Origin of the sequence: Tardiphaga sp., assembly GCF_044340795.1 — a bacterium.
Taxonomy (GTDB): Bacteria; Pseudomonadota; Alphaproteobacteria; order Rhizobiales; family Xanthobacteraceae; genus Tardiphaga.
This window is the reverse complement of record NZ_JBIISY010000019.1, coordinates 1-15958: the sequence shown is the minus strand read 5'-3', so window position 1 is coordinate 15958 and position 15958 is coordinate 1. Positions and strand designations below refer to the sequence as shown.

At 57.4% G+C, this 15958-nt stretch carries 12 protein-coding genes and 1 pseudogene; 8 read left to right on the top strand and 5 right to left on the bottom strand.

All coding sequences use genetic code 11. From position 1 onward, the window contains the following. Positions 1 to 259: 259 nt before the first annotated feature. Positions 260 to 646 (top strand): hypothetical protein, encoded by a 387-nt coding sequence (locus ACIQ17_RS05160; RefSeq protein ID WP_398466089.1) that lies wholly within the window; start codon positions 260 to 262, stop codon positions 644 to 646. Positions 647 to 883: 237 nt separating this feature from the next. Here the strand turns inward: ACIQ17_RS05160 and ACIQ17_RS05155 are convergent, their stop codons facing one another. From ACIQ17_RS05155 to galE, 5 genes and pseudogenes are all read right to left on the bottom strand, one after another. Then, a complete protein-coding gene (locus ACIQ17_RS05155) occupies positions 884 to 1852 on the bottom strand; it encodes an NAD-dependent epimerase/dehydratase family protein (protein ID WP_398466087.1) in 969 nt (322 codons plus the stop codon). Positions 1853 to 1961: 109 nt separating this feature from the next. Beyond that, positions 1962 to 2261 carry a hypothetical protein gene (locus tag ACIQ17_RS05150; protein WP_398466085.1) on the bottom strand — a complete coding sequence of 100 codons (300 nt, stop codon included), beginning with the start codon at positions 2259 to 2261 and terminating at the stop codon, positions 1962 to 1964. 303 nt (positions 2262 to 2564) lie between these two features. After that, positions 2565 to 2855 (bottom strand): hypothetical protein, encoded by a 291-nt coding sequence (locus ACIQ17_RS05145; protein WP_398466083.1) that lies wholly within the window; start codon positions 2853 to 2855, stop codon positions 2565 to 2567. A 68-nt stretch (positions 2856 to 2923) separates the two neighbouring features. Next, positions 2924 to 3403, bottom strand: a complete 480-nt coding sequence (locus ACIQ17_RS05140) for a hypothetical protein (RefSeq protein ID WP_398466081.1) — start codon at positions 3401 to 3403, stop codon at positions 2924 to 2926. A gap of 762 nt (positions 3404 to 4165) precedes the next feature. Beyond that, positions 4166 to 5170 (bottom strand): annotated as a pseudogene (galE, locus tag ACIQ17_RS05135) (UDP-glucose 4-epimerase GalE); the annotation flags it as partial. A 295-nt stretch (positions 5171 to 5465) separates the two neighbouring features. Here galE and ACIQ17_RS05130 point away from each other — a divergent pair. The 7 genes from ACIQ17_RS05130 to ACIQ17_RS05100 form a co-directional block, all read left to right on the top strand. Next, positions 5466 to 7001 (top strand): hypothetical protein, encoded by a 1536-nt coding sequence (locus tag ACIQ17_RS05130; protein WP_398466079.1) that lies wholly within the window; start codon positions 5466 to 5468, stop codon positions 6999 to 7001. Between the two features lie 470 nt (positions 7002 to 7471). Then, on the top strand, positions 7472 to 9478 hold the full coding sequence (locus ACIQ17_RS05125; protein WP_398466077.1) for an Ig-like domain-containing protein: 2007 nt from the start codon (positions 7472 to 7474) through the stop codon (positions 9476 to 9478). A gap of 359 nt (positions 9479 to 9837) precedes the next feature. Then, positions 9838 to 10866 (top strand): glycosyltransferase family 2 protein, encoded by a 1029-nt coding sequence (locus ACIQ17_RS05120; protein WP_398466140.1) that lies wholly within the window; start codon positions 9838 to 9840, stop codon positions 10864 to 10866. A 240-nt stretch (positions 10867 to 11106) separates the two neighbouring features. Further along, positions 11107 to 12360, top strand: a complete 1254-nt coding sequence (locus tag ACIQ17_RS05115; protein WP_398466075.1) for a lipopolysaccharide biosynthesis protein — start codon at positions 11107 to 11109, stop codon at positions 12358 to 12360. 112 nt (positions 12361 to 12472) lie between these two features. Next, positions 12473 to 13393, top strand: coding sequence for a glycosyltransferase family 2 protein (locus ACIQ17_RS05110; RefSeq protein WP_398466073.1), 921 nt, complete (start codon positions 12473 to 12475; stop codon positions 13391 to 13393). A 184-nt stretch (positions 13394 to 13577) separates the two neighbouring features. Further along, positions 13578 to 14819, top strand: a complete 1242-nt coding sequence (locus ACIQ17_RS05105; protein WP_398466071.1) for an O-antigen ligase family protein — start codon at positions 13578 to 13580, stop codon at positions 14817 to 14819. A gap of 44 nt (positions 14820 to 14863) precedes the next feature. Continuing rightward, positions 14864 to 15958, top strand: a 1095-nt coding sequence (locus ACIQ17_RS05100) for an Ig-like domain-containing protein (RefSeq protein WP_398466069.1), incomplete at its 3' end; no start/stop codon positions are given.

The window sequence follows — 15958 nt, the reverse complement described above, 5'->3', positions numbered from 1 at the left end:
TCCCGACTTCCTGGCGTTCAAGCATGGAATAACTCTGGACGAAGCGCGCAAACTGATCGCGCGATATGGAGCGTCGCGCAAAGTCCTGGATGCCGCTGCCGAGCGCCTCAGCAGTGGCAAGCAAAGTCCAGACGAGCTTTGAATGCTTGCGAGCTGGTCGCGCTGCTTACATTGCATCCCGCGTTTCCGATCAAGGCGGGCCGCATGATGCCGGCGCCCCTCCTTGGCTAACAACGAAACACGCCCGTGACATGGGCAATTGACCATCGTCAAATTGATGTTGCTCATTCTTCCAATCCTGTTCGGTGAGGGAGAACAGGACATGCGCGCGGCAATTCTCGTTTCGTTGGCTGTGTTGGTGCCGTCCCAGGCACGCGGTGACATAGCGTTTGTTCAAAAGCTCTGGGAGTTCGTCCCGGTCGTGCAGATTTCGCAGGGCAATGCTGCGTCGTGCGCTTCCAATCGAATCGTCTGGGTTGGATCGATGCGAATGAATGATGCCATAGGGATGGCGAGCTTTCCGAAAGCGGGCGGACCCGGTGGTGAGGGCCTGTGCTACAGGCGGACACTCTATCCATTTACGCAGAACTCAGAACTCGGGCCATGGGTGCGATGCCCAACTAGCGGGGTTTGCGAGATCGATTGAAAAGCTGGCCAGACGGATGAGGTCGTCGGTGTACTTCCATGTGTGGGGCGGGCTGTCGGAGGCCTGCAGGCCGCGGCGAACAGCCGAGCAAGGCTTCCAGACTTTTCTGGCTGCCGAAATCATGTTGGTTACTGCAGCGCAATCCCGCTCATGCACGCAACGACGTATTGCTCGCCACCGGCAAATGACAGGCGCGGCAATGGATCAAGTGCTTGGCTCGTCCTGACGATGAGCCGATCAATGCTGCATGAGAAATGGCAGCAACACTGGAAACGTCGTTAGATATGTCATGGCCGCTGTCGACTGGTAGTAGGCGATCGTTTTCCGAAGACCATCTCTCAGAGAGGTGCGTGCTTCCCACCCGAGTTTGCTGGTCGCGCGAGTAAGGTCCGCGACCTCCTCCCGTTCGCGCATACGGTTGGGAAGGCTTCCGAATGAGAGCAATTCCGGCCGGCCAATAATGTCCCCAATCGTGATCAATAGATCCTGCATCAAGACCGGTGTGCCCGATCCAATGTCGATCGACTGTGCATCCTGCTCTCGAAGAAGACCGGAGCGCAGAATGGCGTCGATTGCATCGTCGATGTAAATCCAGTCGAGCTTGCGCTCGCCATTCGTCAGGGCGGCGGGCTCACCTGCCAGCAGAGTCCGGATGGTGTATGGAATGACCTTGTACGGCTTCTGCCCGGGGCCGTATGTCATCATCAGGCGTAGCACGGTCACCGGCAACCCGTAGAGTTCTGAAAACATGCGCGCATAAGCGCATGCCGTCCATTTCGCTGCCGCATAAGGAGAAGACGGAGTGGCCTGCGACGCGTCTCCCTTGGGCTCCTCCAGCGAACCGATCACAACGACACGGGCGACGCCGCGTTGGGTTGCTTCCGTTAGCACGTTGACCGTTGCAACCAGATCATTGCGGATGCTTTCAGCGATGAGTGACAGTTCCTGCCCACCCTGGCTGTCGCTGGTCAACTGATAGACGATGTCGGGAGACACCTCGTCGAACAGAGTTGATAGTTGTCGAGGGTCACTGGCATCACACTGTCGCCAGAATGTCTGTCCGCCCTCAGCAGCCTCGCGACGCGATGCGCCGACGACGGTCGCGCCGAGATCAATGAGCGAATCGACGAGATGTCGTCCGATAAAACCGGTTGCTCCGATGACAAGGATGGTCTTGTCGCGGAATTGGCCCAGATCGATTTCCATCGTCATTGGTCTCTTTGCAAGAAGGCGGCGTATCGATCTGGGGCGAATGGAGCCTCGCTCCTACCAGCTAATCGAGTGGTGGCGTATCGAATGCGGTAAGGCAGGCAATCTACCACACCGGAGTTGCCCGCTCGCGCAGCCATGCATGTCTCGCGGATTCGTGTTTCTGATGGAGCTGATGCCATCGCATTTCACAGCCTGTCTCCAGGTGGCGTTCATGGTTCTCGTCCATGGTGGCATCGCTGGCCTGACACAACGAAACGTTCAGGGCGATGAACTCCCGCGTCTCGTCATACGACAAGCCGATGAGCGTTAGCGTGCCTGTGGACGTATCGAAATAGCGATCCGATGACGAAAGCAGAAACTCGTTATCGTCGACGCGTTGGGAGGGCAATCGTTTCAGTTCCATGCCGGAGCTCTCAATGGTCGACGCGATGGATCGCGAATGAGGCAAATTCGTCGGCTCAGGGCTCGGCGGGGGACCAAGCCCTGAGTCTGACCGGCGCTGTTGCGACTGCAGATCCGGCTTGTTTTCTCGTAGCCGTTCCGGCGCGCGGTGAGTTGATGAAGCGCAAGTCTCGCAATGAGAGCTTGGCAATTTCGTCTAGTAACGCACGGGTATTCGAATAGTTGTTGGATTGAAGGATCGCAGTGACGCGGGGCAGGCGCGCGTGCTCGGTCTGTGTGCGACCGGCTTTGCAGATCGAATGGATCACTTTACGAAATCACCGGCGAGGGCGGCCGACAAGGCAGATAGACCGGCCTCGGTGGGCCTCCAGATGTGATCGAGAATGATTGAGCCCGAGCTTAGGTCAAACTCTTCATCATGGGGAGGAGGGAGTGGAATGGCTTCCAGCAACCCGCGCATAAGGAGATCGGCCGCTTCGGCTCCCGTCACGATCATGCTGTACAGTCTCACCTCCAGATCGGCATTCCAACCTGGTGCAGGGCCTATGACTTCGATGCGTAAAAGCGCGAGCTGCCCCTGAGTCAGTTCTGCCATCGGCATCTCACAGATGTTTGCCGGTGCGACCCCTGGTACAGACGCGATCGGGCTGCGGATGCACGCTACTACCTCGTCGATTGCCCGCGTGACGCATGTTCGCTGCGCGTCGACGGCGATTCGTCGCCTTTTGTATCGAGGTTAGGCTTTGCGAGGTCGATGTTTTGGCTCCTGACATAGGATGGCAATGGCGCTGGAGCACCCTCGCAGTGTCGGCAGATGGTCGTCACTTTGGCCAATCTGCCATTCTCGGCCTCCATAAATGCCAGGAATCGCGCGTTCTCCTCCTGCGGTGTGAGAATGACGAGTGTCTCCTGTACCGTCGTCACCGCTTCTCGGACAGGTCGTCCCGTGGTTTGGGGGCGATAGCGGATATGGTCAGGTGGAAGCTGATAGGCCGGTACGCCTGCGAACTCACTCACATTGCTGGAAGCGCTGCATCCCGCCGCCAGGATAGACACCGAAGCTAGTGCTAATGCTGTAGAGACACGCATGGCTTCTCTGCCGTTTTCTTTGTGATCAAGGAGATTGGCGTCTGACACGATCATGATGGTTGATTCGTATCGACGCGCGCTCAAAAATCTTGCAGTCATAGGAAATACTAAGCACACCACGGAATGATCGAGACCGAATGGCCTAGGCTTCCGATAGATCTACGCGCAAAATGATGCGCGGTAATTGACCGTCGTCGTATTCTTGATTCTTTTCTTCGAAGAATAGGCTGTCGTTCTAGAACGTGTCACATCCGGCCTGTTCCTATTTCAAGACCTTGCGCTCGGTGTGCCGCACTCCGAGGAGGCCAAAGAAACGGTGGGGTGTGCGTTTGCCAGCCGCGCTGTCGAAGTTAAGCGCAAGGCCCGCGATCGGGCAGTGGTTCGATATAGCTTCGATGCAGTCTGATGGGTGAGGCGCTGTTGTCGAGCAAGACGAGCAGGCTATCACTGCTTCGGATCTTGCCGCCGACGGCGAGTACAGAGCCTACGCGATCACGCAATCGCGGATTCCGTTGTCGCCCGAGTTCGCTAAACCGAATGCGGTCGCCTGCCTTGAAAGCGAATGGCCATTTCTTGTTCAATATCAGCGCGCAACCAATAAATGAATGAATTGATCGTAAATACTTAAGCGTTGATGTGCGGGCAGGGCAAGGGCAATCAACCACGAAGACGGGGCATTCCCGTCTGGCATTTGTCAATCGAAATAGCTCAGCCGACCTAGGGCAGTTGGGCGGGTATACGAGCACTTGATGGGTCAGCGTATCCAGTGAGCTCCGGCCCGATCAGTTGCCGAGGCAAATTCCGGTTTTGCTCGGTTCGATAACCGTTTGGGTTCTGTTTTTGCCAGCGCCAGGCATCTCTGCACATGTCTTCCAGACTTCTCCTGGCTTGCCAGCCGAGCACGCGTTGCGCAAAGTCAGGGGATGCGTAATAGCTCGCGATATCACCATCGCGCCGGGGTGCGAATCTCATGGGGATTTGTTTGCCGCTCGCCCTCGCGAAGGCATCGACAAGCTCCAGCACGCTGCTTCCACGGCCGGTGCCGAGATTGGCCGTGATGAATTCATCCGTCTTGAGACATTCGAGCGCACACACATGGCCTGCGGCGAGATCCATCACATGAACATAGTCCCGGACGCCCGTTCCATCCACCGTCGCGTAGTCATTGCCGAAGACGTTGAGAAATGGCCGGCGACCGACAGCGACTTGAGAGACGAATGGCATCAGATTGTTCGGCGGTCCGTGCGGATCTTCGCCGATCAGGCCGCTTTCATGCGCTCCTACCGGGTTGAAGTATCGCAGGATCGCCGTTCTGATTGGCGATGTGGAAGCGGCAACATCGTGCAGAAATTCCTCGACGACCTTTTTTGTGCGGCCATAAGGGCTGAACGGAGCAAGAGGATGATCTTCCTTCAGTGGTAAAGTATCCGGCTCTCCGTAGACCGTGGCCGATGACGAAAAGACGAGTTCGACGACGCCCACGCGTTGCATTGCCTTGATGAGCGACAGCGTGCCGGTGACATTGATGTCGTAATACATCACCGGATCCGCAACCGATTCGGAAACAGATTTCACGCCCGCAAAATGGATCACCGACTCGCAGCGATGCGAACGCAACGCGGTCTGGAGCGCGTCCTGGTCACGGATATCCCCGCGGACTGCAGCGGGAGCGATACCCGAAATCGTGGCAATACGATTTATTACTTCCGGATGGCTGTTGGAAAAGTTGTCGTAGATGACGACTGCATATCCGCGTTGGATCAACTCTACACAGGTGTGAGATCCAATGTACCCGGCGCCCCCAGTGACCATGATCGTCATCGCAACCGCCCATCCGACTGAATACACACGATTATTTGCGTGACCGCTGCCCCGGCGTGTCGACGCGATGTCATCCTCCGGCGCGCAAAGTTCTCGCGCGCTGGACTCAAATGGCTCGCGGGGACTTCTGACGGCGACGTGATTTCATTCTTGTTGGACAAGCATGCGCGGAGTTGACGGCGGTCAAATAAGGAACCTGCGACCGACCGACTATTGCGTTGATGGACGATAAGACGGGCGCCAACAGGCGCGCTCAGTCGGTCCAGACGTCGAATCGAACTCGGAGTGTCCGATCGTGTCGCAAGTCAATCACAGCTATTCCCACACGGTTACGAACCTGATTCCGGCTCTCTGGCGGCGTCGGCGCATGACGTATCTGGCGATCGCGCTGATGTCGGGGCTCGCATACATGTTCTATAGTGCGGTCGGCGAGCGCTATGAATCCTACGCGCTGCTGAGAGTGGGACAGGGCATCAAGGACAAGCAATCGTCCACGGTCAATGCGGCGTTCAGCGAAGGAATGGACCTGTCCAGCCGTGTGGATTCGCTGGCGCGAATTGTGACCACAGATCACGTCATTCGGCAGGCAGCATCCAGGGTCGGTTTCGATCGCCTGTCTCAGAAACCTGAGGCGCCCGGCGCAATGGCGCGCTTCATCAACTTTGTCACCAGCTACGATTATCTCCAACTCATTCCTAAGCAGCTTTCGTTTCTCAGGCCGGCGTCTACGCCGGGCTCGGAAACCAAAGTCGGCGAAGAGGAGATACTTGATCCCGAGGCAGCGCAAAAGCTGGCCACGATTGGTGCGCTGCGCGACCGGATCTCAGCGAGGGCCGAAGGCAGGTCTGACTTGCTGCGGATCACGTTTCGATATCGTGACCCGATCATAGCCGCCGAATTCGTCAACGAGCTCGCGAACTCTCTGGTTCTGACCCAGGCGGACCTCGTTCAAGTCCCCGGAGCGGACATCTTCTTTGAGCAGCAGAACAAGCGTTTGGAGGCCGAGGCAGAAAAGGCGGGAACAGACCTGCGAAACTTCTCCGTGGCCGCGTCGATCTATTCGGTCGCCGACCAGCGAACACTGCTGCTCAAGCGGGCCGACGATCTCAATACGTCGATCGCAACGAGCCGCGGACAGATCGAGGATCGCAAAGGACAGAAACAGGCGATTCTGGATCAGCTGGGGATTCTGCGGCCGGTCTATCAGTCGCGTACCGTCACGGGCATCGTCAGCAACCTGCGTGGACGCGATTACAAGGAAACCGAGAATTCGGTGGGCGTAGCTCAGAATGAGGAAGCCCCGCCACTTCTGTTGGTCAAGGTCTATCAGGATGCCATGGCGAACCTCCTGAAGGTGAATACCGACCTGAACGGCCTGCTCAGGGTTGAGAAGCTGCTCGTGATCGAGCTGGAAAAGATCAATTCCGAACTAGCGCTGCTGTCGTCTAAGGAAGCTGAGTATGACCGCTTGAAGCGTGTCCTGACGCGCGCGTCCGCGGCCGCAGATCATTACGGAAGCCGGGTGATCGAGGAGCAGATCAATCTCGATATTGCGAAGAAGACCCAGCTTTCCAGTGTTCGCGTGATCCAGCAGGGAGAGCGGCCGATTTCTCCTGTGTTTCCGCGTTTGATGCATATCGTGATGATTGCGCTCGTCGCTGGTATCCTGCTGGGGGCGGCGATGGCGATCCTGCTTGAACTTGCCGCCCTGCGTCGCCAGCAACGGCAAGCGGAAGTATCTGGTCATGGCGACGACGACGTGGTCAGATTCAACGAGGCGGTCCGGCGCTCCGTTCGGAATCATTTGCGCGAGATGCAGGCGGCCGAGTAACCAGTCCGAACGGACTAGCTCGAATTGATGATGCCGCGGAGGGGCGATCTTGCACTCCCGCGGCACTGCAAGGCAGATAGATCGCCTGATACTGTTGCGAGCGATATCGGGTGCAGCGAGCGATTAGAAAAGATAGCTAGTTGTGTAACGCAGACATTGTCCCCCGTGTATGACGCACGGCCGGTGTTGCGCATAATACATCAATCGATTGGTCTAGTTGCAAACTAGACCAATCGTCGGTGCCCTTCGGCCTTGCATAAAAAGGCCAAGCCAGAACATAAGAACAAGAAAGAATGCGCGCGTCGGATTGCCGCGCATGGCACGTCAGCAAGTATCAAATCACATTCACGACAAAATACGCTGCGAGCATCATAGGCGATTCGCTCGCTGTGGGCGTGGCATGTTTTGACGTTTTATCGGCGCGGGTCCGGGCAACTGTCGCGCAATCTGGAAACAACGGGGACAGCTGAATGGCAATATCGATTTCAGATATCATCGCGCAGAACACGCTGGGCAAGAGTGAAGGTTTCCCGCTCGGTGTGCCGCAGAGCTACAATTGGTACAAAGGCTGGAATGACGACGGTATGAAGACGCCGCCTTCCTATTTCACGGCGGTCGAGGGGTGGGGACAAGTTTATCAGAAGGTCGGTGCCGCGACCTATGTGAATGCAAATGCGTCCGTGGAAGTCGCCAATGCAAAAACCTATGTTCGCCTGAAGGCAACGGGGGAGTGGGTTCTGGTGCAGGACCAGTCCCGCAGCCAGATTGCCGGTGGCCATTTCGTAACCGATTTCTCCGGAAATGCCGGCTACGCCATGAAGGTCAATTCGCAGTCCAATGGCGCGGCCGCGTTTGCGGCGCCGCCCTCCGGCTACAACGATCATTTCTGGTACGGCTCGCGTGGAACATATGCGGCCGGCGCGATCGATGCTGTTTACGTACAGATGGATATGAGGGTCACTGACCCGAAGCTGAATCTGGTCGCGAGTGTCGGCGCTGACTGGTGGCGCGATGCGAGCGCTCCCTATCTGCAGGACCACAGCAACAATCCGGGTGTCGGCAGTAGCAACTGGTCCGTTCTGTCGACCGAGTGGACGACACTGGGCTACTACTCATTGAGTACCGCAGAATTTCAGGCGGACCTGCCACCCCCTCTGCTTGGTGCCGGGGGCAATCCACCCGTCGTCGTGCCGCCGGATACCGTTGCACCAGATGCACCTAAGCTTGTCGGCTTCGCGCAGGACACCGGTGTGGCTGGCGACAGGATTACCTCCGCGAGCGTGCTGACTTTGTCCGGCACGGCAGAGGCAAATAGCACCGTCAGGATCTTTGATGGGGCGACGCAGATCGGCTCGGTGCGAGCTGGCGGCAATGGCGCATGGAGTCTGTCAACACCGCAATTGCAGAACGGGACTCATGCTTTTACGGCGCGCGCGACGGATGCCGCCGGCAATGTCAGTGTGGCCTCCGCAGCTCTGAATGTACAAGTCGATACGATCGCGCCGCAGGCACCGAAAGTCGTGGCGTTCAGCCCGGATGAGGGCACGATCGGGGATGGTGCGACCGGCGCGCGCCGTCTGACCCTATCCGGATCGGCAGAAGCAGGCAGCACGGTGCGGATATTTGATAGCGGTGCCTCAATCGGCACGGCCACGGTCAACAGCAGCGGCTCATGGAGTTTTGCGACAGCCGAATTGTCCTATGGTGCTCACAACTTCACCGCGACCGCGACTGACGTGGCAGGGAATACGGGGGCTTCATCGGCCGTGATGAATGTCACGGTCACGAGGCCGTCGGTGCCACCGGATACATCGACGCCGCCGCCGAAGCCGCCGGTCGTTGGCGATAACTTGTTGGTCAACGGGTCGTTCGAGGACTCAGCAGTATCGGCGGGGCGTTGGGCCGGCTTTTCGTCCATTCCCGGCTGGACCGCCATTTCGGGCGGCACGATCGAGCTCTGGAATAACCTCAACAATGTGACGGCCACTGACGGCATGAATTTTGGCGAACTCGATTATGTCGGCGCGCGCGACGGGCTGTATCAGGACGTCAATACCGCGGTCGGCCAGACTTACAATCTTGCATTCGATGCCCGATCCCGTCCTGGCTTCAGCGGGGCGACCTGCTCCATGGAAGTCCTCTGGAACGACCAGCTGATCGCGACCGTTCCGCCGGGGAATTCTTGGAGCACCTATAATTTCACGGTAACTGGTACGGGCGGATTGGACCGTTTGACTTTCCGCGAGGTAGCCGGCCAAGGCGGCGACGGGCTTGGCGCACTCTACGATAATGTGCGGCTCACGGTACAGGGGGCCTCCTCTGCCAGTCTGGCGACGGCGAGCCAAAATGCTGCCGCGCTCGATCTGATGATGCAATATTCCGCTACGGTTTCGCCAAACTCTGCACCGATCGGCGTCTTGCCTTCGTCTGAGGCGACGTCGTCGCTCTCCCAGGTGCTTGCCAGATCCACCGTTTAACCGCTCGCTGTAAATCCGTGCGTAACATCGTCGCTTGAATCTGCCCTGCCACTCTAGCCTGTAGCGGCAGGGCAGACTGTTTCTGCCGCGCGTCGTTATTTTCACACAGGTTCCTGCCGCAAAACACCACCGTAGCCGATTTGACGGCCGTCAATTTGCCGGTCGTGCAAGCTGAGACATTTCGGTTGCGTAAAGCCGGGATGCCCGATGCCGGGCAGATATTCCTGATGGATGAGTGCAACGCCTGTTGCGCGCATGTGGTCGCTGGAAATCGCAGTATCCTGATGCGTTGCGCATAAAGCATGCGGCTTGGTGTGGTCAGGCAGAGCATCGACCGCCGACGATCGGAGATCTTCGTGATGGTTTCGGATTTGAGCGGTCTTGGTTCTTCCCGTGAAGGCGATCCATTTTTCACGATCGCTATTCCGACTTTCAACCGATCCGCACTTCTCGAAGGCTGCATCAAAGCCGCGCTTGCGCAAACTTATGCAAATTTCGAGATTGTTGTCTCCGACAATGCATCGATCGATGATACCCAGGCCATGTTGGCTGGATTTGCGGACAGTCGATTGCGGGTCGTCAGGCAGGCGACCAATATCGGCCTGGCGCCGAACTGGAATGCATGTCTCGCCAACGCTCGGGGCGAATACATCCTGTTTGTTTCTGACGACGACAGGATGGCTCCATGGTTTCTTGAGCGCTGTGCTGGCCTCATCAGGCAAGACCCCGACCTGCCAGTTGTGATCGCCCTGAGCGATATCCATAATGCCTCGCTCGGTCGCACGAAGCCGGCATGTGTCAGCGGCGCGCTGGCGACGGGGATCGTCCCAGGCACCGATGTGCTGCGAGAGTTATTTGCAGATCGGATCACGGTCACCATGTGCAGCGTGGTCATGCGCACAGAGCTGTTTCAGGCGAATGGCGGACTGCCGCTCGACATGCCGCATATGTCCGACATCGCCGCCTGGGTGCAGCTTCTGTTTCTCGGGAAGGCCGGCTTCATTAATGAAGCCTGCGCAGCATTCACATTTCACCAGAGATCGGAAACCGCTCGTCTGGAGATCGATGCTCTACTGGTGGATGGCAGCCGGATCGTCGATCTGGTGAGGCAGTACGCTGCCATCCATATGAGTGCGGACGATGACCAGAGAGCGATCGTGCGTCAGGCACGGCGCTTCTTTGCTCGTCGGGCATTGATTGTCCTGTCCGACCATCGCGGAAGCGGCGGAACTCTGATGGAGTTGTCGGGGGCGGTATGGCGCTGCCGGCGCGAATTTGCCGGAGTCGATGGTGCGGCCGTCCTTCGTTTCATCGCGAAATTGCTTTGTCCCGATTTCCTGGCCGCACAATTGCGGCAGCGACAGGGAGCACCCGCACGCCTTGCGTGAGGTGTTGTCAGTACGCGCCTGACATTCATGTTCGTTTGCGGCGCCAATTTGCAGCAATCATGACGGTCGTCAAATTGCTGTCAGGAGAGTTGCTACGGTCCGGGTCGCCATCATGGGCGGATTGGCCCAGTTCGAGATTCAATCGGGCGCAGAATGCCACGGCCCCTGGGCCACGAGGGCCTGCCACAGGAGAAAGACGTCGCGGCAGTGTCGATATCGCTCAGCAATGCAGTCGCCGTGATGATGGTGATGTCGATGCGAGCCGCCGTGATGGGCTCAAAATTCGCGCTCGCGATCTTCATCGCGCACTATCTCGATCTGTCTTCGCTGGGGGTCTACGGTCTGGCTACGGGGGCGATTGCCATCGTGCCTGTGTCCGTCAATATCGGGATGAACCATCTCCTGATGCGGACTGCCGTCAACGCCGGCCTGCAGGACCTGGTCCACAGCCTGTGGCAGTACTGGTCATTCGTGTCGGCGATCTACATCCTGCTTCTCGCGATCGCCGCTGTATCGGCAGTCGTGTTCGGCGTCGCATCGATCTGGATCCTTCTGGTAGCTGTCATCTACCTTGAGCATGTCGGCAATGACGTGTTCTATCTGCTGTCCAATCGCCAGCATCATCTGGCCGCGAACTTGATCGCCTTCGTACGGGGAGCGGCATGGATCGCTATATACATGCCGCTGGCAATCGCGTTCCCCGATATGCGAACTTTGTCGTGCCTGTTCGCCGCGTGGCTGATGGGCGGCGTCGTATCGATGATGCTGTTTGCCTGGCTCTGCCGGTCCTGGCCCTGGAAGGCGTTTGCGGGTCGCTTCCGGATGTCCTTCGTCATCGATACAGTACGGAAGTCATATCTGTTCTATGTCAGCGATCTCAGCTTTGTTGCGAGCCAGTATATCGATCGTTACCTCGTGACGCTATTCCTTGGAATCAAGGCAGCCGGCATCTATTTTCTGTTCTGGACGGTGGCGAACGCGACGACCACCTTCCTTGGGCTCGTTCTTCAGCAGAAACAGCGTCCGTTGCTGATCCAGGCCTTTGCCAGAGGTGGCCTGCCTGCGCACCGTCAATTGGCGTGGCGATTCATGCAAATCTCGGCTGTCGCAACGCTTGCGTTGAGCGTCGCGATCACCTCCGCCTTTCAGGTTGCCTTGCCGTGGTTGGGCCAGGCCGCACTTTCAGGCCATTTGCCGGTGCTCTGGCTGATCGTGACCGGGATGGCAGTGCGATACATGGCCGATTTCGGTGCCATGGCGCTGTTCTCGTCTCATGAGGATCGGCTGATGACGATCACCAATGTCGTCTCGGTGATTGCACTGGTGTGCGCCCAATTGGTGCTACTGCCGACCGCTGGCCTGCACGGCGCAGGAGCGGCGATCCTTCTCACGTCGACGGGGGTTCTTGTCTGGCGATACTGGTCGCTTTTCGGTTCGGCAGCACGATCCCGTTCGGACGCCAATCCAGACACGGCTGCATCATTGGGAGCCTGAGGAGCGTGACGAAGATCAGTCAACGGGCTGCAAACAGGGGCGCAAGAATATGCGCGGAAGCACTTAAATCTCGACTGCGCACTACCCGGATCACATGGCCGCGGAGATATGCATGAAGATATTCAGCATCTGTTGTGTACGGGATGAGAATGACATCATCGGTGAAACGCTCGAGCACGCGTTGAAGTGGAGCGATAATATCTTCATATTCGATAACGGCAGCACCGACGGGACGTGGGAAACCATCCAGGCGCTGGCCAGGCGGAGCGCGAAGATCGTCGTCGTCGGCCGCGATGATCGAAAATTTACCGATGAATTGCGCGGAGAGATATTCGAGGCCTATCGATCGGTCGCCACATGCGGAGACTGGTGGTGCCGGCTCGATGGCGATGAAATCTATATCGACGAGCCGCGCCAGTTTCTCGGCAATCTGTGGCGCAAGTCGGGCTTCGTCTACTCGGCGACTTGCAATTATTATTTTACGGATATCGATCTTGCGGCCTATGAGCAGAACCCGGAAGCGTGGTCGGCGCGCCCGGTCAGCGAGAGGCTTACATTCTATCAAAATAACTGGAGCGAGCCGCGCTTCGTGCGTCACCGGGAAGGTCTGATCTGGGGCGGTCTGATCTGGCCAGACAATCGTGGGCTGACATCACATTCACGGATACGTCTCAAGCACTTTCCGTATCGTTCGCCCGAACAGATCATGCGACGTCTGGCGATCAGGCAGGCGCAGCCCATGCTGTTCAAGCATGAAGCCAATAAGTCGTTGACGGTGCCGACCAGCGCGCGAAAGGACTGGTCAGCCCAGTACTTCAAGAATGTATCTCATGAAAGCGCGGACTGGCATGACCGTGTGAGAAAAGCGGCCGAGTGCGACCGAGATACGGGAGATGGCAGCGTCATCATACGCAATGAATTGATGCCCTCGCTTCCGTCGCCGGCCATCGATCTCTTGAAGACTGGATTGCAGCGCACGCCACTGGGAAAGTCGATCGTCTCGCCGATCCTGAAGTGGCGCCGCGCCCAGTAACGTAACATTGCAACATCCGTCCCGTGCGGCGGCATCGCCCTGCGCTGAATTGACGATGATCAAATCGGGCAGTGGGCAATGCAATATGTCTCGGATGCTTGCGCCATGACGGATCTGCGGGCGGCGTTGGCCTTTGCCGGTTACGAGTAAGCAGACAATTGGTGAAGGCGAGGGAGCGGATGCTGTGCAGAAATTGATGGTTGATGCGCCGTTTCCGTCGGGCAGCATCCCTGCATCGAAGACCGCGGCTGACAGATTTTTCCTGGCAACGTGTGTTGGGCTCGTCGCCATGAACGTGCTCACATTCGGATATCACGCTACTGGCTCCGGTGTGCTGAACGGCGTCAGCAACATGTGTAGCCTGTTGTTGATCGGTTACTCGATCGTCGTGATCTTTGCCTCCGATGCCGACAATCATTTTCACAAGATTCTCGCTGCGCTGGCTTGTGCGTTTGCCGGCTTGAGTTTTCTCGCGAATATGTCGGTGGCAAGTGTGCCCGACACGTTGAAATACATCTCGATCTTTACGTTCTATCTCGCCGGTCAGGCGTCCCCCGGACGCATTGGAGTTGGCGAGAAACGATGCATCTACCTTCTCGGCATCCTTCCGCTCCTGTTTATGCTCACAGGAAGCACAAAGATCTATGTCGGCCGTGAATATCCGGACGTGGTCGCCTATTTTCCCAATTCAAACACGGCCGCGCTCTATTTTTCGGCTCTGTTCTTTGCTCTGTCGCCGTGGCTTGGCAACAAGGTCCTCGTTCTGCAGTTCATGAACGCCTTGTTGATGAATCGGGTAGGTCCAGCACTTGCAACCATCGTTTCCATCGGTGTGTGGTCGGTGTTTCCGTTGCGCAAGGAAGTTGTTCTCGCCTTCATCGTGATTGCAATTGGAGGGATCGGTGCCTTTGCTGCTGGTGCATTGGATCGTTTGATCACGGGGCTCGATAGCATCGCGTTGATCTGGAATCTGGGTCCGAGCACGATCGCGCGGACGTCATATAAGCAACTTGTCATCATGACAGGGACAACCGATCTGTCAGCCTTCTTTCGTGTCATTCACTGGTCGAATATCTGGGACCTGTACACGTCGCAGGGTATCGGCGTGATCCTGTTTGGATATGGATCGGGGCAGACCGGCTACATCGCCAGTGCACCGATGCCGCCTCATAACGACTATCTGCGTATCCTGGCGGAATATGGCCTGTTCAGCTTTGTGATCTTTGTCGTTTTCGTTGCCAGCATCCTTGCGTCGCTGAAACAGCAGGCGCCGCGGATCCTGTTCACCGTTCTATTGATCTATTTCATCTCCGAGAATCTGGTCGATAATTTCACATCGATGGCGCTTTTCTTCGCCTATGCGGGACGCGCCACGGCCAAACCCGTTGTTCGTAAGCCGTATCTATATTCGGTTGCTCGAGGGTGATGAGATCCAAATAGGCGAAGCGTGGTATCGACGCGAGGTGTTTGATGGATGTTTCGTTTCCTCAGGTCGTGACGCAGAACACGGTCGGAAAGAGCGAAGGTTTTCCCGTTGGCGTGCCCCAGAGCTACAACTGGTTCAAGGGGTGGAACAACGATGGCAAGAAGATTCCGCCGGGTCATTTCACGGCGGTCGAAGGCTGGGGGCAGGTCTATCAGAGGATTGGCGCCGCCCCGTATTCGAATCCCGCTGCACAGGTTGAAGTCGCAAATGCGAAGACATATGTGCGCGCGAAAGCGGGTGGCTGGACCTTGGTTCAAGACCAGTCGAAGACACAACTGGTCGGCGGTCACTTCGTCCCTAGCTTCCTGAATAATGCCGGCCATCCCATGATGATGGCGACACAGGAAGGTGGACGTGTCAGCTTCAATCCACCGACCCTCGATCACAATGATCACTTCTGGTTCGGCGCGCGCGGAACATATGTCGCTGGTTCCGTTGATGCTGTCTATGTACAGATGGATATCCGGGTCACTGATGCGCGCCTTGATCTGATCGCCATGGTCGGCGCCGACTGGTGGATCGACGCGAAAGCGCCTTATCTCCAGGACCACAGCAACAATCCGGGGGCCGGAAGCAGCAATTGGATCAAGCTCTCGACGGAATGGTCGACCATTGGCTTCTACTCCTCGCAGTCTGCCAAGGTTCATATCGATCCGCCGCCGCCGCTGGCCGTATCGGCGCGCAATACGCCGCTGACCGTGTCTAGGGATGCGACACTGGTGACCACGCCGGCGATCGTTTCATTTGCGCCCGATACGGGGGCGATTGGTGACGGCATCACATCGGCGAACGCGTTGACGCTGAACGGAAGTGCGTTCCCCGGGAGCGCCATCAGAGTCTTCGATGGCGAGAAGCAGATCGGAACGGCGACTGCGAATGACAATGGCGTGTGGAGCTTCGCGACGGGGCGCTTGAAGCTCGGAAAGCACAGCTTTGTCGTGAAGCAGGACGGCTTCCACAACAGCGCTGACATCGTCTCGAACTCAATGCCCGTCAAGATAGATGTGAGCCGTCCGCATCGGCCGTTATCCGAACGTTCCTCCATGGTGAAGGGAAGCTTTGACGGCGTCTCATATCCC